The organism is Paraburkholderia sp. UCT70 (genome assembly GCF_050434085.1).
GTDB classification, from domain to species: domain Bacteria; phylum Pseudomonadota; class Gammaproteobacteria; order Burkholderiales; family Burkholderiaceae; genus Paraburkholderia; species Paraburkholderia tuberum.
The window spans coordinates 3,253,453-3,270,268 of the sequence record NZ_JBNPVZ010000002.1; the positions used below are offsets into that span (position 1 = coordinate 3,253,453).

Sequence of the window (16,816 nt, forward strand, 5' to 3'; positions counted from 1 at the left end):
CGACAACCCTGCTTAATACCCGCGTCCGAGAAACTCCCCCACCATCCGGTTGAACTTGTCCGCATGCTCCCACTGCGCCCAATGCCCGCAGCGGCCGAACACATGCAGATCGGCGTTCGGCATCCCGGCAACGAGCCGCAGGCCGATGTCCATCGGCACGAAACGATCGTCGCGGCCCCAGATCACGAGCGTCGGCGCGGTTACTTCGCCAAGGCGCGGCCCGTAGTCGTTGAACTGCTTCGGATTCGCGGCGAGGCTCGCGACGAAGTTCTCGAGGTGATCGCGGCGCGCCAGCATGTTCGCGAGCCGCGCCTGCATCAGGTCTTCGGTCAACGCCTTCGTGTCGAATACGAAGACGCTCATCATGCGCTGCAGGTTCTCGATGGTCGGGTTGCGGTACAGCCCTTGCAGCAGCTTGATGCCTTCGGTCGGCATCGGCACGAACTGGCTCGGGCCGCCGGTGCCGCCGCCCATCAGCACGAGCTTGCCGACGCGTTGCGGCTCGGCGAGCGCGAACGCGACCGCGCTATGCCCACCCATCGAGTTGCCGATGATATGCGCGCGTTCGATATCGAGCGCATCGAGCAGCGCCTTCAGGCAGCGCGCGTTCAGTTCCGAGCGCGAGCCCTTGCAGACGATCGGGTCGCTCTTGCCCCAACCGAGGCAGTCCATCAGGATCACGCGATAGCCCGCCGCGACGAGCGGCTCGACGTTCCGATTGAAGTTGGCCCAGCCGGTCGCGCCCGGTCCCGAGCCGTGCAGCATCACGACCGTTTTCGCACCCTGCCCCACGTCGTTGTAGTGGAGCTGCATCTCGCGGCCGTCTTCGGTGATGCGAACGAATCGGCTGGTCGCTTCCTCGGTGATCGCCGCTACTTGCGTGTTGGTGTTGCTCATGTCGAATTCCTTTGTTTCACGGATTGAGTGACCGCGAGTCGCCGTTGACGGCGGACCCGCTCAGTGTTTCGAGCTGCCAAACTACCGCGCGGCCACCGGGGTATAACGAAGTGTCGAGCGATTCACGACGAGCCACGCGCCAATCGCGGCGACCGCGATCAGCGGAATGCTCGCGCCGAGCAGCACGCTCGCACCCTGACCGATCGCGAGCAGTTGCCCCGCGATCAACGGTCCGAGGATCGAGCCGAGACGGCCCACCGCCACGGCCGCGCCGACGCCGGTGCCACGCACTTCGGTCGGGTACAGGCTGCTTGCCAGCGCATACAACACCGACTGCCCGCCGACCAGGAACAGCCCCGCGAGCAGACCGCCCCACGCCATCGACGTGCCGCCATTCGCGCTCAGCAACGCGCCAAGCGCAACGACGATGCCGACATACATGCCCGCGACCGTGCGGCGCCGGCCCATCCGGTCCATCATGCCGGCGATCACGATCGCGCCGATGCCGCCGCCGATGTTGAACATCATCTGTACGACACCGGACTGCACGCGCGTCAGACCGCGCGTCAAGACGAGCGACGGCAGCCAGTTGATCAGGAAATACAGCACGATCAGCGTGCCGAGATAGCTGATCCACAACGCGATCGTCGTGCCCGCGCGTCCTTCCCGCCACAGCGCGTGCGTCACGCTAGCCGACGCATCGCGTCGCGCGCCTTTGATTGCACGCGCCGCGACGAACTGCGCCGACTCGCGCAGGAACAGCGCAAGCAGCGGCAGCACCAGCAACGGCCCGAAGCCGCCGACGTAGAAGAGATGCCGCCAGCCCGCGTCGCCCGGGCTGATGATGCCGACCACCGCCGCGAGCGCCGCGCCGAACGGCATGCCGCAATACATGGCGCCGACCGCGGTGTTGCGCTGATGGGGCGGCGCCGCTTCCGAGCACAGCGCGATCAGATTCGGCATCGCTGCGCCAAGACCGAGGCCGGTCAGAAAGCGCGCGGCGAGCAGGCTGTTCAGGTCCCACACCTGCGCGGTCGCGAGCGAGAAGATGCCGAATAGCGCGACCGACCACATCAGCACGCGCTTGCGCCCGAGCCGGTCGGCGAGACGTCCGCCGATCGCGGCTCCTGGCAGCAGCCCGAACGCGCCGATGCTGAACGCCCAGCCCATCTGCGCGACCGCGAGATGAAATTCGCGCGCCATGCGCGGTGCCGCGAGGCCGGTCGATTGCAGGTCCACGCCTTCGAGCAGCGCGACGATCAGGCAGAGCCCGATCGTCAGCGCGCCGCCGGCAAGAGGTTTCGTCGACTGTGTTGTTTGCGTTGTTCGCGTTGACTGCCGCATAAAAGTCTCCAATGTTGAGTCAGCGTCGCTCTTGCGGCGACCTTGCTGGATGAAATGAACGCTGCGCGCGCGGCATGCGGCGCCGTCGCGCAGCGTCCGGGTCATGAAGCCACTGCGTCGGTCGCGTGCGCGCGCTTCAGATCCAGTGCGACGTCGACGATCATGTCTTCCTGGCCGCCGACCATGCGGCGTTTGCCCAGCTCGACGAGAATGTCCACGGTCTTCAGGCCGTATTTCTTCGCGGCCACTTCCGAGTGGCGCAGGAAGCTCGAATACACCCCCGCATAGCCGAGCGCGAGCGTTTCGCGATCGACGCGCACCGGCCGGTCCTGCAGCGGACGCACGATGTCGTCGGCGGCGTCCATCAGCGTGTAGAGGTCGGTGCCGTGATTCCAGCCCATGCGCTCGGCCGCCGCGATGAACACTTCGAGCGGCGCGTTGCCCGCGCCGGCGCCCATGCCCGCGAGCGATGCATCGATACGGTCGCAGCCCTCTTCGACCGCGACCATCGAGTTGGCCACGCCCAGCGACAGGTTGTGGTGCGCGTGCATGCCCGTCTGCGTTTCGGGTTTCAGCACCGCCTTCACCGCGCGGAAGCGGTCGCGCACGTCGTTCATTGTCAGCGCGCCGCCCGAGTCGACCACGTAGATGCAGGTCGCGCCGTAGCTTTCCATCTTCTTCGCTTCGATGGCGAGGCTCTCCGGCGTGGTCATGTGGCTCATCATCAGGAAGCCGACAGTGTCCATGCCGAGTTCGCGCGCGTATTCGATGTGCTGCTTCGAGATGTCCGCTTCCGTGCAATGCGTGGCGACGCGCACGACGCGAGCGCCCGCGTTGTATGCGGCCTTCAGATCGTGGATCGTGCCGATGCCAGGCAGCAGCAGCGTCGCGATCTGAGCGTGCTCGACCACGTCGGCGACTGCTTCAATCCATTCGAGGTCGCTGTGCGCGCCGAAGCCGTAGTTGAAGCTCGAACCTTGCAGGCCATCGCCGTGCGCTACTTCGATGCTGTCCACCTTTGCGCGGTCCAATGCGCGTGCGATGTCCTGCACGTTCTGGATCGAGTACTGGTGACGAATGGCGTGGCTGCCGTCGCGCAGCGTCACGTCGGAGATATAGAGTTTCTTGTCCATGCGGGAAGTCTCCTTAAGCCTCTGATGCCTGCACGAGCGCCTGCGCCATGCGCTCGGCGGTCGCGAGCGCGGCCGAAGTCATGATGTCGAGATTGCCCGCGTAGGCGGGCAGATAGTGCGCGGCGCCTTCGACCTCGATGAAGATCGAGGTCTTCAGACCACTGAAGCGGCCGAGGCCCGGAATGTTCAGCGGCGCGCTCGCGCTGATTTCGTCGAACTGCACCTTCTGCTTCAGGCGATAGCCGGGCACGTACGCCTGCACCGCGGCGGCCATCTGCTCGATCGACGCCTCGACCTTCGCGCGATCCGCGAGGTCGGACAGCGTATAGACGGTGTCGCGCATCATCACCGGCGGCTCGGCCGGGTTGAGTACGATGATCGCCTTGCCCTTCGCGGCGCCGCCGACCACTTCGATCGCCTTCGAAGTCGTCTCGGTGAACTCGTCGATGTTCGCGCGCGTGCCTGGGCCCGCTGACTTGCTGCTGATCGACGCAACGATCTCCCCGTAATGGACCTTCGCGACGCGCGACACGGCCGCGACCATCGGAATGGTCGCCTGTCCGCCGCACGTGACCATGTTCACGTTCGGCGCGTCGAGATGCGCGTGGAGATTCACCACCGGCACGCAGTACGGGCCGATCGCCGCCGGCGTCAGATCGATCACGCGAATCGAAGGCTTGAGCTTTCGCAACAGCGCATCGTTCTTCACGTGTGCGCCCGCCGAGGTCGCATCGAACACGAAGTCGATGTCGTTGAACACGGGCAGACGAGTCAGACCTTCGACACCATCATGCGTGGTCGCGACGCCAAGCCGCGCGGCGCGCGCGAGGCCGTCGGAGTTCGGATCGATGCCGACCATCGCCGCGACTTCGAGATGCTTGCCGTGACGCAGGATCTTGATCATCAGATCGGTGCCGATGTTGCCGGAGCCGATGATCGCGGCCTTCAGTTTTTCGCTTGCCATATGAGTTCCCTATCGAATGCTTGCGAGTGCATGCTTTATGCGGAAAAAGTCGCGCGGACGCTGCCGAGACCTTCGATCTGCGCGCAGTAGGTGCCCGGCTCCTTGACGGCGACCATCGGGCCCAAAGCGCCCGTCATCAGCACGTCGCCGGCACGCAGCGGCGTGCCGAGCCGGACCATGCGATCCGCGAGCCAGGCGGCGGCATTCAGCGGATTGCCGAGACACGCGGCGCCATTGCCGCGCGACAGGACTTCCGCATCCTTCGATAGCGTCATCGCGCAGGCCGCGAGATCGATATCGCGCAGCAGGACCGGCCGGCTGCCGAGCACGAAGCGCGCGCTCGACGCGTTGTCCGCGACCGTATCGACGAAACGGATGTTCCAGCCTTCGATGCGGCTGTCCACCACTTCGATCGCCGCGACCGCATACGCGGTTGCGCGCATCAGATCGGCGTACGTGTGGCGCTCGTGCAGCAGATCGTGTTCGAGCACGAGCGCGATCTCCGCTTCGACCTTCGGCTGGATCAGCTCGTCCAGCGGAATCGGCTGGCCGTCGCCATACGCCATCGATGCGAACAGCGCGCCGAAGTCAGGCTGGTCGACACCGAGTTGACGCTGCACCGCCGGCGACGTGAGTCCGATCTTGCGGCCGACGACGCGCTCGCCCGCCGCGATGCGCGCGGCCACGTTGGCCTGCTGCACCGCGTACGCGAACTCCTCGGCGTCGGCCGGGTTCCACAGTTCGACGAAACGCGGGTCGTCGCGCAACGGCGCGATGGTCGCGCGCGTACGTTCCGATTCCCGCAGGCGCAGGGCCAGCGCGTCTATATTGCTTTGAGTGGTCATAGCGGGTTCCTGATTCGGTTAGACATGGGAAGTCACGGGTCGGGCATGCATCGCGCCAAAGCCCGCGATCCATTCGGGGATCGGACGGTAGTAATCGAGCGACGCGCGATACGGACCGCTCGCGTTCAGTGCGCCGAACGCGGCGATCCACGTGCGGATTTCGTGCGCGGACTTGCCGGCCTCGCGCGTGATCGCGCGGTTGGTCAGACCGTCGAGCGCGGTGAGTTCGCCGTCTTCGAGCAGCTTCAGGAACGCGCGATCCCATTCCGGATTGAGCGGATGCAGACGGCTGTCGCCCGCGGCGAACGCGCGCGCCGCCGCGATCGTGCGCGCCTCACGCGCCGCACGCGATTCGGCCGACGGATTGCGGCCCGCGATCAGACGCTCGGCGACTTCCTCGCTCGCGCCCGCGAGTTCCGGCACCGGCGGCTCGTGCGAGATGCCGCCCGAGCCGATCACGAGCACGCGTTGCTTCGAACGTGCGAGCGCTCGACCCAACGCATCGCCGAGCAGACGCGCTCGGCGGCATGAAGCCATCGGCGCGGCCACCGAATTAATGAATACCGGCACGACCGGATATCGATCGAGGCCGCCCGTCAGAATCTCCAGCGCTTGCGCGCAACCGTGATCGACCTGCATGCGGTACGAGACGGCGACGTCGACGTCGCTCGCGAGCACCGCTTCGGCAAGGTCGAGCGCGGTATCGGCGGGCACGTCCAGCGGACCGGCGAGGCTCTTGAAGTCGCCGATCGCGCTCGCCGATGCGCCGATGCAAAACGGCGGCATCACGTCATAGAAGAAACCGTTGTAATGATCGGGCGCGAACACGACGACCAGTTCGGGATCGAACTCGACGACGCGCGCACGCGCTGCCGCATGCACGCGCTCGACTTCCGCGACGACTTCGGGCGCGGGATCGTAATAGCCGTGCAACGGCGTGTGCGATAGGCATTCGAGTAGCATCGGCATATCAGGCTCCGGCGGTTGCAGCGGTGGCGAAAGTGGCGACGGCATCGGGCGCGAACGCTGCTTCGTTGCCATAACCGGCCACGTCAGCGCGCCCCGCCACGTCGAGATGCAGCCGCCGCGCGAGTTCGACGACGAGTTGCGACACCTGCTGCGGCGAGCCCATGCCCGCGACGAAACGATCGGGACGCAACAGCACGACCGATTCCGGCACTCGCGTGAACCAGTCCTTCAGCCGCGTGTTCACATCGCCGATCGCGATGACGTCTTCTGGCACGTCGTCATGGAAAGACAGCTGCGTGTCCGGCTTCGCGACCACGAAGCAGCCGCCGAGCCGCTGCCAGATCGCACGCGCCTGCTCCGACAAACCGAAGGTCGGTTCCGCGCCCCAGCCGACGATCGCGAAGCGGTTGCCGAGCACATCGTCGAGTCGCACGACCTCGCCGCTCACCGTGCGCACGCGCGGTTGAATGAACATGCGGCCGACCGGCGAATGACAATGCGGGTCGCGTCCATACACCAGACGGCCGAGCCGCGACTCGCGCTTCTCGCTCATCAGACCGAGCAGGCGGCCCGGCGCCGAATGCCCCGAGCGTTCGAGCGCGCGCGCGAGCCAGCCACGCTTGCGCGGCGTGCGCGCCAGCAGCACGACGCCGCTCTCATAGCGTGGCATCGGCTTGAAACGCATTTCGACGAAGTAGCGCTTGACCGCCGGGAACCAGTTGAACGTACGCACGAACGCGTCGCGAAACTTGATGCCGAAGCGGCTCGTCGGCGCGAAGATGTCGCCCGCGACCTCGGAGAGGTGGATCATCGAGCGCGCATGCGAACGGCGCTCGGCGGTGTAGCTATCGAGCAGCGCATCGCCGGCGACGCCCTTGACCACCATCGCGAGTTTCCAGCCGAGGTTGCTCGCGTCGCGAATACCGCTGTTGTAGCCCTGACCCTGCCACACCGGCATGATGTGCGCGGCGTCGCCGGCGAGCAGCACGCGCTTCACGCGGAAGCTGCTCGCGAGGCGCGCGTTGTGCGTATAGACGCGCTTGCGGATGTAGTCGACCTTCTCCGGCTCGGCGACGACCTTGCGGATCAGCGCGGCCATGTTCTCCGGCTTCGACAGCTCTTCCTCGGTCTCGCCGGGCATCACCATGAATTCGAAGCGGCGAATCCCGTGCGGCAACGCGGCCGACACATACGGGCGCCGCGGATCGCAATGCATGTACACGTGCGGCGAGCCGATCGGGTCATTGCGCACGTCGACGACGATCCACTGATTCGGTTTCGTGCGGCCCTCGAACGGCACGTCGAGGATGCGGCGCACGAAGCTGTTGCCGCCGTCCGCACCGACCATGTACGACGCGCGGATCGTGCGGCGGCCGCTCTGCGCGTGTTCCGCTTCGATCGTGACGCCGCTGCCGTCCTGCGTGAACGAGTTGACCGTGTGGCCGAACAGCACCTCGACGTGCGGGAAGCGTTGCAGGCCGTCGCACAACACGCGATCGGCCAGCGGCTGAATGAACGCGTTGCGGCGCGACCAGCCGAATTCGTCGGTGCGCGGCTCGATCGATGCGAAGCAGTGACCGTTGCTCGTGACGAAGCGCATCCAGTGATCGGGGGTCGTGTGCGGCAGCAATGCATCGGCGAGGCCGACGGACTGAAACACGCGCAGCGCTTCGTCATCGAGGCCGATCGCGCGCGGATAATCGATGATCTTGTCGAGCTTTTCGATCAGCACGACGCGCACGCCCTGCAGGCCGAGATAGTTGGCGATCATCAAACCGACCGGGCCGGCGCCGATGATCGCGACGTCGGTGGTGACGGGTCCACTGTGACCTTGCGCGGCCACCGGGTCGAGCGGTTGGGGCATGTTGTCTCCGTATGTCGACCAGAGTGACCGGGTCGAGATATTCACGGAGCGCAGCGGCTGGAACCGGCTGTCGCCATGGCGAAAAATCGCCTGCGGGCAACAGCTTGCGTCTCCATGAAATCGTTGATTTGTTGGCAGTCTAGGACCGGCCACCTGCCCGCTCAACAAAATCTGGAAATTGTGCGTAGAATGCACATAGTTGATTTGATTGAGGTTTTAAGTGACCAGATACACGAATGTGCGAGGTCTGTCGCGCGGCTTGCAGGTGCTGCAGGCGCTCAACTCGATGGACAGCGGCCGCGCGACGAGCCAGCAGATCAGCGAGCTGACCGGCCTGCATCGCACCACCGCGCGGCGGCTGCTCGAAACGTTGATGCAGGAAGGCTTCGTGCGACGCAGCGCGTCGGACGACAGCTTCCGGCTCACGCTAAAGGTGCGCGCGCTGAGCGAAGGCTTCACCGACGACGAACGCATCGCGACGATCGCGCCGCCGGTGATGGGGCGTCTGCTGCAACGCGTCGCGTGGCCGTCCGATCTGACCACGCCCGACGGCGACGCGATGATCGTCCGTGAGACCACGCACCGCTTCAGTCCGCTATCGTTTCATCGCGCAATGGTGGGCCGCCGTTTGCCGATCCTGCTGACCGCGGCGGGTCGCGCGTACTTCGCGATGTGCCCCGACGAGGAGCGCGAGGACATTCTCGATCTGCTGCGCGCGGGCGCCGGCGGCGAGGAGCAGAAGGCGCTCGCGTCGAACGACGCGTTGATCCGCAGCCTCGTGCGACGCGTGCGCGCGGATGGGTTCGGCTCGAATCACGGCGACTGGGCGGACCAGGGGAAGATCGGCGCGGTTGCCGTCGCGATCGTGTTCGAGGAACGCGTGCTCGCGAGCTTGAACGTCGTGTTTCTGTCGCGCGCGGTGTCGCTCGCGGAAGCGAAGCGGCGCTATGTGCCCGAGTTGCAGACGGCCGCGCGGGAGATGGTCGAGGAACTCGCGACGCAGACCCGCGCGAGGAGCGGAGCGGGCAAGACGCGTGCGGGACGCGAACGGAAGTCGTGAGGTGGCATTCGCAACCTTATCGAAATCTTAAGAGATTCATCCGTTAAAGCATCCTGCGAGGCAAAACCTTAACAGCCACTTAAGGCGCGCGAAAAATAGAAGAAATATAGTTCTCAAGCACTCTTGAACGACGCCGATAGACAGAGCGCAGTACTCGTCTTTTACCAGGAGAAAAGATGTCTATTCAGGCGGTTGCTCAAACCACGGCAGGGGCCATGGGCGCGGCAGTCACGTCGAGTTCCGGTTCGACAGCGACATCGACGGTGCCGACATCCAGCACGAGAGGTTCATCGTCAGCAGGATCGACGAGCGGCACCACCTCGTCGTCATACACCGTCAGGATCAGCAGCGCGGCGCGTGCCCTGCTCGCGGAATCCAGCGAAACCTCGGTTCAAACCGCACAGGAAGCGGCAAAGGGCGATCGTCAGGCTCAACGCCTGCTCGCCAGGGAGACTGCGGTCAAGGCCGGCTAACTACGCCAACCATTGACCCGCGCAAAGCGTGACCGCCGCTGAACTGGCGGCGGTCGCGGTCGAAGAGCTGACCCGGGTCTTCCATCGCGCCGTCGCTCACCCGGAATTCCGCTTCGATGCGGAAGATCGCTTTCAGTCCGCCGCCGAGATCTTCCGCGCCTTTCATGCCGAAGCGGCTGCCGCTGAACCACGGCTCGCCGTTGATACCCATCGAAATGGCGTGCTTGCCGTCGGCATTCGCATTGGTCTGATACGTCACCACGCTCAGATCCATCAAGCCATAAAGCTGCACGCTCGACTGCGCGTGAACGCTGCTCATCGCCAAGGCACTACCACCCGCCACCAGCCACCACCTGGTCTTTTCCCCCATCTTCTCCTCCGCTCCTTCTGTGTTGAATTGATCCGACATCGGCTTGCATAGCGAAGCCAAGAATAGTCAGAGCAACCCTTCACGCCTTTTTCGCGAAAGAGCGGTTGAAGTCGGTGAAAACACTGAAGCCGCTTGAAATTGACGACGGAACACGAGTCGATCAGAGGCGTTTTTGTGGAGCTGTCACTTTTAGGTCGACGCAAACGCTTCGCGCGGTTCTTCTTCGCGCAAGATATAACCGAGTCCGCGCAGCGTCATGATATTCGCGGTCGATGCCGACAGATGCTTGCGCAGCCGGTGAATATAGATATCGATCGCGTCGGCGCTCGGCTCTTCGTCGAGCGTGAAGATCTTGTCCATCAGCGTTGCTTTGGATACGGTCTTGCCCTGCTTCAGTATCAGCGCTTCGAGGATCGCGTGTTCGCGGCGGCGCAGCGGCAGACGTTCGTCCCGCAGCACGAATTCGCGTGAGTCGAATAGATACCGCAGATCGCCGCACTCGATCGACTGCCCTCTGTCTCCCGCGGCCTGACGGCGAATCAGTGCCTTGATGCGCGCCACCAGTTCGCGCGCGTCGAAAGGCTTGACGACATAGTCGTCGGCACCGGCCGAAAAGCAGGCCACCTTGTCGTCCGTCGAGCCGTTCGCGGTCAGCATCAGCACCGGCACGTTGTCGCGCTTGCGGCGCAGCCTCGCGAGCAGCTCCTTGCCGCCCATGCCGGGCAGGCGCAGATCGAGCAGCACCGCGTCATAGCATTGCAGACCGAGCAGCGTTTCCGCGCATTCGCCGTTCTGCGCCCAGTCGATCGCGAATTGCTCGACCTGCATCAGGTTCATCACCCAGCGCGCGAGGTCCGCGTCGTCTTCCACGAGCAGCAGTTTCATTCTTGTCTCCCTCTTTTGCGAGTCGAGCGACGTCAGGTTGCGCCGATCCATAGGCGCATCTCGACGGTCGCGACGAGGCCTGCGCCGCCTTCATTCGATTCCAGCATCACGCTGCCGCCCTGCCGATGCGCAATCTCGCGCACGATTGGCAAGCCGAGCCCTGTGCCTTCCGCATGACTCGACGCGCGATAGAAGCGCTCGAACACCCGTTCGCGCGCATCGGCCTTGATGCCGGGTCCGTTGTCGATCACGCGCACAATCGCCATCCCGTCGCGCCGCTGCGTCTGCACCGTGACGCGACCGCCCGCCTGCGTATAGCGCAGCGCGTTGTCGACCAGATTGGTCACCAGCGCAGCGGTCAATGCCTCGTCGCCGGTCACGTACAGGCCGTCTTCCAGCTCCGCGCCCAGGTCGATTTCTCGCGACTGCGCAAACGCGATCAGCTCCTCGAGCACGCCCGCGATCGACGCGCTCAGATCGATCCGCTCGCGCACGTTCAGCGGCGCGGCCGACTCGGCCTGCGCCAGCAGCAACAGTTTGTTGGTCAGCGTGGTCAACTTGCGGCTGCTCTTGTGCATGCCCGCGAGCGCTTCGGCAAGCGGGGCGTCGCGGCTATCGCGTTGCCGCGCGAACTGGATCTGTGCGGCCAGCAGCGCGAGCGGCGTGCGCAACTGATGCGCGGCATCGGAGATGAATTGGCGCTGCGTCGCGGCCTGCTGGCCCATTCGCGCGATGCACTGGTTGATCGCCTCGACGATCGGCCTCAGTTCGACGTGCAGTCGCGCGACGCGAATCGGTTCGAGTTGCGACGCATTGCGATCGGCGACGTCGTCCTTCACCTTCATCAGCGGCAGCAGTTCGAAGGTCAGGCCGAGGTAGACGAACACCACCGCCAGTACCAGCGTCAGGACTTCGCCGGACAATTGCGGCCGCAGCAGACGCCACACCATCGCATCGCGCGAGCCTTCCGTCTTCGCGACCGCAACGATCACCTCCTCGGTATGTCCCGAGTCGTAGAGCTGCCGCGCGTAGGCGACCGCGCGCGCCGCGCGGCCATCGGCGAAATGCGTGGAATAAAGCGTGGGCTTGTCGCTCACCTGCGGCGGCAGCGGCAAGTCGGGGATGCCCGCGAGCAGACGATGGCCGCTTGCCTCGACCCGATAGAAAACCGTGTCCTGTTCCGGCGATTCGAACAGTTCGAGCGCGGCCGGCGGAATCTGGATCGTCACGGAGCCGTTGTCCCAGTCGATATCCTCGCCGATGATCCGCATCGACGACAGCAACGCATTGTCCTGAACCAGGTCCGCGGTGTTCTGCGCGAACCGGTATGAAATGACGACGGAAATGGAAACGAATGCCGCCAACGGCAACAGCAGCCACCACAACAAGCGTCCGCGCAAACTGCCTGAAAACACGATGTGCCGATCCTCTTGTGCTCGAAGCCACCCACGCGGTCAGCCCGCTTTCAAGGCTTCACGTCATCGACGAACTGATTGGTAAACGTGCGCGACAGATCGATATGCCGCCCCTTCACCGCCGGATTGAAGCTCGACAGTACCTTCAGCACCGTCTGCGGACCGTCGGCTGGCATCTTGCCGTCGACGGTGTACATCGGCAGCGAGGCCTGCAATGCGCTGATATACAGCGCCCTGTCGTTGCCGATGTCTTCTTTTGGCATCTGCGCGGCGATTTGTTCCGCGCTGTGGGTGTGCATATAGCGCAGCGTCTTGACGAATGCGCGCGCGAGTTTCGCGGCTTCGTCGGCATGCGCGTCGAGCCACGTGCTTTGCACGTAGAGGCTCGACGCCGGATACATGCCTCCGAGCGCGGCGCGCGTGCCATCGACATTGCGCATGTCGACGAGTACTTTGGCGTCGCCCGCTTTCAATAGTTGAGTGACGGTCGGCTCGGTCGTCATACCCGCGTGAATGCGTCCTTGCCGCATCGCCGCGATGAAACTGCTGTCCGCGCCGACCGGCAGCAGCGTGTATTGCGTGGACCGCACGCCCGCGCGCTGTGCGAGGTACTGCGTGAGAAAACTCGTCGAGGAGCCGAGCCCCGTCACGCCGAGCGTTTTACCGCGCACGTCGGCCATGCTCCGGATCGAATCGGCCGATTTCGCCGCGACCAGTTGCACTTCGCCGGGCACCTGGCTGAACACGACGATCGTCTTCACTTCCTTGCCGCGTGTCTGCAGATCGATCGTGTGATCGTAGAAGCCGACCACGCCCTGCACCGCGCCCGCGAGCATTTCGTTTTCGCCGTCTATTCCGGTCGGCTGCGACAGCATTTCGACGTCGAGCCCTTCGGCCTTGAAATAGCCGAGCTGTTCGGCAAGACGCGCCGGCAGATAGATGAGCTTGTTGGTACCGCCCACCATGATCGCGAGTTTCTCCGGCGCGGCGGCTTGCGCAGGCGTCGCGAGTCTCGCGAGCGTGCACAGCGCGAGCGACGCCGCGACGGCGGCATAGGCCGCGCGCGAGAAACGCGTCAAGGAAAGCTTCATTGGGGGTGTCTCCGTTATCTTGTGTCTGGGCGCCGCGCGGGTCGCCTGCCCGTGATTTTGAAGGTGCGAACCCTTCCCGATGCTTTCACGGCTGTGCATGTTGCGCGAACCTCGGGTTTATCCCGATCACTTCGGCGTCGCGCGCGGAAACGTCACGGCGATATGCACACCCTTGCCGCCCTCGCCCGCCTTCAGCGTGATCTCGCCGTGATGGGAGTCCGCGATTTCGCGCACGATCGCAAGACCGAGGCCCGTGCCCTCGGTATCCGTCGACGCACGAAAGAACGGCTCGAACACGCGGCCGCGCGATTCGGCCGGAATGCCGGGGCCGTTGTCGGTCACGCTGACCGTCACCGCATTGGCCGCGGTATCAGCGTTCACGGCGACCGTCACGTGACCACCGCTGCCCGTATAGCGAATCGCGTTCTCGGCGAGATTCGCGATCAGTGCCTGCAACAAGCCGCGATGTCCGAGCACCGGCGCCGCGCCGTGCAATTCCGCGCCCAGATCGATTTCACGTGCCTGCGCGAGCAGGCCGAGATCTTCGACGACCTCCATCGCGAGCGGCACCAGATCGACGCGTTCCATTGCAAGTTGCGAGTTGTCGGCGGCCTCGGCCTGCGCGAGCAAAAGCAGCTTGTTGGTGAGCCCGACCATCGAGCGGTTGCTTCGATGCATCGCGGCAAGCGCTTCGTCGAGCGCGGGATTGAGGCCTTCCTGCTGCCGCGCGAATTGCAGTTGCGTGCCGAGCAGCGTGAGCGGCGTGCGCAACTGATGCGCGGCGTCGGCGATAAAGCGCCGCTGCGCCGCCACCTGCACGCCGAGCCGCGCGATGCACTGGTTGATCGCATCGACGATGGGCCGCAGTTCCGTATGCAGACGCTCGACGCGAATCGGTTCGAGCTGCATCGGATCGCGGTCGGCCACCTCGTCTTTCACCTTCATCAACGGCCGCAACTCGAACGTGAGCCCGATGCAAACGAGCGCCACCGCCAGAGCGATCATTTCGAGCTGGCGCACGAGTTGCGGCCGCCACAGCTGTTGCGTCATCGCATCGCGCGAGCGCACGGTCTTGCCGACCGTCACGCGCACGGGCCGCGTCGCGCCGTTGTCGTACATAAGCCGCACGATGTCGACAGCGCGCACCTGCTGGCCGTGCAACTGCGTGTAGTACGAATCCGGCACGTCGGGCGCCCGCAGCGGACGCGGCGGAAAATCAGGCGTACCCGCGAGCAGCCGCCCATCGTCGACACGCACGCTATAGAACACCTGGTCGCGATATGGCGATGCGAAGATCTCGAGCGCGGCGGGCGGCACATCGACACGCAGAAAGCCGTCGCTCCATTCGACCTCGCCCGCGATCATCCGCGCCGACGCGACCAGCTGATTGTCCTGCACCAGATTCGCGGTGTGCCGCGCGTTGTCGTACTCGGTCTTGCCGGTCACGAACACGTAAAGCGCAAGCGGTACGAGCAGCCACCACAGCAGGCGTATGCGTAGGCTATTGGCCATCGTTACTGGTCGTCTTCCCGCTTGCGCAGCAGATAGCCGAGCCCGCGAAGCGTGACGATCGCGGCCGAGCTGCCATCGAGCTTCTTGCGCAGACGCGAAATGTAGATCTCGACCGCATCCTCGCTCGGCTCGTCGGCGAGCGTGAAGATCGCATCGACGAGCGCCGGCTTCGTCACCGTCTTGCCGAGGCGCAGGATCAGCGCTTCGAGCACCGAACGCTCGCGCGGCGTCACGTTCAGCGGCGCGCCCTTCAGCGTGAACTGGCGCGTGTCGATGTCGAACGACAGATCGCCGCACACCACCTCGCCCGCTTTCGACGGCGACTGCCGCCGAATCGCCACCTTGATGCGCGCGATCAGCTCGCGCACTTCGAACGGCTTCACCAGATAGTCGTCGGCGCCGGCGCCGAGCAGCTCCACCTTCTCGTCGATCGAGCCGCTCGCGGTGAGGATCAGCACCGGCGTCGCGTCGCCACGCTGACGCAGCCGGCGCAGCACGTTCTTGCCCGACAGCTTCGGCAGGTTCAGGTCGAGCAGGATCACGTCGTAGTGATTGGTGCGCAGCAGGCGGTCCGCTTCATCGCCGTCCTGCACGGCGTCGAGCGCGAAGGCTTCCTGCTCCAGCATCTTCGCGAGCCAGTGCGCAAGCGTGGGGTTGTCTTCGATCAGCAGCAGCTTCATGGCGGCAACGGCAAAAGTCAGGTCGTCGATTGTGCCTTAAAACAAGGGGGCTGCGCGCATACCGTGTGGTTTGCCGCATACGTCCAGTGCCCGCCACGAGCGCAGTGCCGATCCGCGCGCAATTTCGGCGCATTTTCGGGTTAACACCCATGTTTTGCGCCAAACCCCGAAAGCTGGCAGAAGGTTTAGCGTTTCTATAATCACCCCCATTGACCCAGAAAAGCGCCGCGCACCACGGTCGCGGCGACCCACCTAAGGAGACTGCTTCATGCGTACCTTGCGCCAGATTGCCGCTGTATCAGGAGTTGCGTTCGCCCTTGCCGCCGCTTCGGCCGCCGCTCACGCCGAGAAGATCACGATCATGGTCGGCGGCGCCACCAAGATCATCTATCTGCCGGCCAAGCTCACCGAGCAGCTCGGTTACTTCAAGGACGAAGGCCTCGACGTCGAGATCCTGTCGCAGCCGGCCGGTGTCGATGCGGAGAACGAACTGCTCGCGGGCGCGGTGCAAGGCGTGGTCGGCTTCTACGATCATACGATAGACCTGCAGAGCAAGGGCAAGGAAGTGCAGGCGCTCGTCGTCTTCGGGCAAGTGCCGGGCGAAGTAGAAATGGTCTCGACGAAGGCGGCCGATTCGCTGAAGAGCATGGCCGACGTCAAAGGCAAGACGCTCGGCGTGACCGGCCTCGGTTCGTCGACCAGCTTCCTCACGCAGTACCTCGCGCAGCGCGCGGGCGTGCCGTCGACGCAATACACGATGTTGCCGGTCGGCGCGGACAACAGCTTCATCGCCGCCGTCAAGCAAGGCCGCATCGACGCCGGCATGACCACCGAGCCGACCGTCTCGCAACTGCTGAAGACCGGCGACGCGAAGGTTCTGGTCGACATGCGCAACGTGGACGGCACCCGCGCCGCGCTCGGCGGCACCTACCCCGCTTCGAGTTTCTACGTGCAGCGCGCGTGGGCCGAAGCGCACAAGGACGAGGCCGCGAAGCTCTCGCATGCGTTCGCGAAGACGCTGAACTACATCGCGACGCATAGCGCCGAGGACATCGCCGCGCAGATGCCGAAAGACTACTACGGCAACAACAAGGACCTGTACGTGAACGCGCTGAAGGCGTCGCTGCCGATGTTCACGAAGGACGGCAAGATGCCCGCCGACGGCCCGGATACGGTGCTGAAGGTGCTGTCAGCATTCAATCCGTCGGTGAAGGGCAAGCATATCGATCTCGCCAAGACCTACACCAACGACTACGTGTCGGCGCCGGTCAAGACCGCGTCGAAGTAACGCTTCTTTCATATTCACAGAACTGC

15 protein-coding genes and 1 pseudogene are annotated in these 16,816 nt (G+C 64.6%); 2 read left to right on the forward strand and 14 right to left on the reverse strand.

All coding sequences use genetic code 11. From position 1 onward, the window contains the following. Positions 1–12: 12 nt before the first annotated feature. The 7 genes from OKW41_RS17330 to OKW41_RS17360 all read right to left on the reverse strand — a co-directional run bounded on the left by OKW41_RS17330 (position 13) and on the right by OKW41_RS17360 (position 8,016). Complete coding sequence (locus tag OKW41_RS17330) at positions 13–897, reverse strand: alpha/beta fold hydrolase (protein ID WP_429573278.1); 885 nt, start codon at positions 895–897, stop codon at positions 13–15. A gap of 81 nt (positions 898–978) precedes the next feature. Then, a complete protein-coding gene (gene mhpT / locus OKW41_RS17335) occupies positions 979–2,241 on the reverse strand; it encodes a 3-(3-hydroxy-phenyl)propionate transporter MhpT (protein ID WP_429573279.1) in 1,263 nt (420 codons plus the stop codon). A gap of 101 nt (positions 2,242–2,342) precedes the next feature. Then, positions 2,343–3,374, reverse strand: coding sequence for a 4-hydroxy-2-oxovalerate aldolase (dmpG, locus tag OKW41_RS17340; protein ID WP_429573280.1), 1,032 nt, complete (start codon positions 3,372–3,374; stop codon positions 2,343–2,345). 13 nt (positions 3,375–3,387) lie between these two features. Then, complete coding sequence (locus OKW41_RS17345; protein ID WP_429573281.1) at positions 3,388–4,338, reverse strand: acetaldehyde dehydrogenase (acetylating); 951 nt, start codon at positions 4,336–4,338, stop codon at positions 3,388–3,390. A gap of 35 nt (positions 4,339–4,373) precedes the next feature. Beyond that, a complete protein-coding gene (locus OKW41_RS17350) occupies positions 4,374–5,183 on the reverse strand; it encodes a 2-keto-4-pentenoate hydratase (RefSeq protein WP_429573282.1) in 810 nt (269 codons plus the stop codon). Between the two features lie 18 nt (positions 5,184–5,201). Then, positions 5,202–6,152 (reverse strand): 3-carboxyethylcatechol 2,3-dioxygenase, encoded by a 951-nt coding sequence (locus tag OKW41_RS17355; RefSeq protein WP_429573283.1) that lies wholly within the window; start codon positions 6,150–6,152, stop codon positions 5,202–5,204. 1 nt (position 6,153) lies between these two features. Beyond that, positions 6,154–8,016 carry a bifunctional 3-(3-hydroxy-phenyl)propionate/3-hydroxycinnamic acid hydroxylase gene (locus OKW41_RS17360; RefSeq protein WP_429573284.1) on the reverse strand — a complete coding sequence of 621 codons (1,863 nt, stop codon included), beginning with the start codon at positions 8,014–8,016 and terminating at the stop codon, positions 6,154–6,156. Between the two features lie 220 nt (positions 8,017–8,236). Between OKW41_RS17360 and OKW41_RS17365 the strand changes: the two genes are divergently transcribed. Then, the gene (locus OKW41_RS17365; RefSeq protein ID WP_429573285.1) at positions 8,237–9,076 is read left to right on the forward strand and encodes a DNA-binding transcriptional regulator; all 840 of its coding nucleotides are present in this window, start codon (positions 8,237–8,239) and stop codon (positions 9,074–9,076) included. Between the two features lie 196 nt (positions 9,077–9,272). Here the strand turns inward: OKW41_RS17365 and OKW41_RS17370 are convergent, their stop codons facing one another. The 7 genes and pseudogenes from OKW41_RS17370 to OKW41_RS17400 form a co-directional block, all read right to left on the reverse strand. Next, the gene (locus tag OKW41_RS17370) at positions 9,273–9,410 is read right to left on the reverse strand and encodes a hypothetical protein (protein ID WP_429573286.1); all 138 of its coding nucleotides are present in this window, start codon (positions 9,408–9,410) and stop codon (positions 9,273–9,275) included. 191 nt (positions 9,411–9,601) lie between these two features. After that, positions 9,602–9,919, reverse strand: a pseudogene (locus OKW41_RS17375) (porin); the annotation flags it as partial. Between the two features lie 189 nt (positions 9,920–10,108). Then, on the reverse strand, positions 10,109–10,804 hold the full coding sequence (locus OKW41_RS17380) for a response regulator (RefSeq protein WP_429444289.1): 696 nt from the start codon (positions 10,802–10,804) through the stop codon (positions 10,109–10,111). Between the two features lie 32 nt (positions 10,805–10,836). Then, positions 10,837–12,219 (reverse strand): sensor histidine kinase, encoded by a 1,383-nt coding sequence (locus tag OKW41_RS17385; RefSeq protein WP_429573287.1) that lies wholly within the window; start codon positions 12,217–12,219, stop codon positions 10,837–10,839. A gap of 50 nt (positions 12,220–12,269) precedes the next feature. Continuing rightward, positions 12,270–13,310, reverse strand: coding sequence for an ABC transporter substrate-binding protein (locus tag OKW41_RS17390; protein ID WP_429573288.1), 1,041 nt, complete (start codon positions 13,308–13,310; stop codon positions 12,270–12,272). 126 nt (positions 13,311–13,436) lie between these two features. Beyond that, positions 13,437–14,822: a sensor histidine kinase gene (locus tag OKW41_RS17395; RefSeq protein WP_429444292.1), complete on the reverse strand. Its 1,386-nt coding sequence runs from the start codon at positions 14,820–14,822 to the stop codon at positions 13,437–13,439. Between the two features lie 2 nt (positions 14,823–14,824). Continuing rightward, positions 14,825–15,502: a response regulator gene (locus tag OKW41_RS17400; RefSeq protein WP_018423692.1), complete on the reverse strand. Its 678-nt coding sequence runs from the start codon at positions 15,500–15,502 to the stop codon at positions 14,825–14,827. Between the two features lie 268 nt (positions 15,503–15,770). Here OKW41_RS17400 and OKW41_RS17405 point away from each other — a divergent pair, with 268 nt between their 5' ends. Next, entirely contained in the window at positions 15,771–16,790 is a 1,020-nt protein-coding gene (locus OKW41_RS17405; RefSeq protein WP_018423693.1) for an ABC transporter substrate-binding protein, read from the forward strand. Positions 16,791–16,816 lie beyond the last annotated feature (26 nt).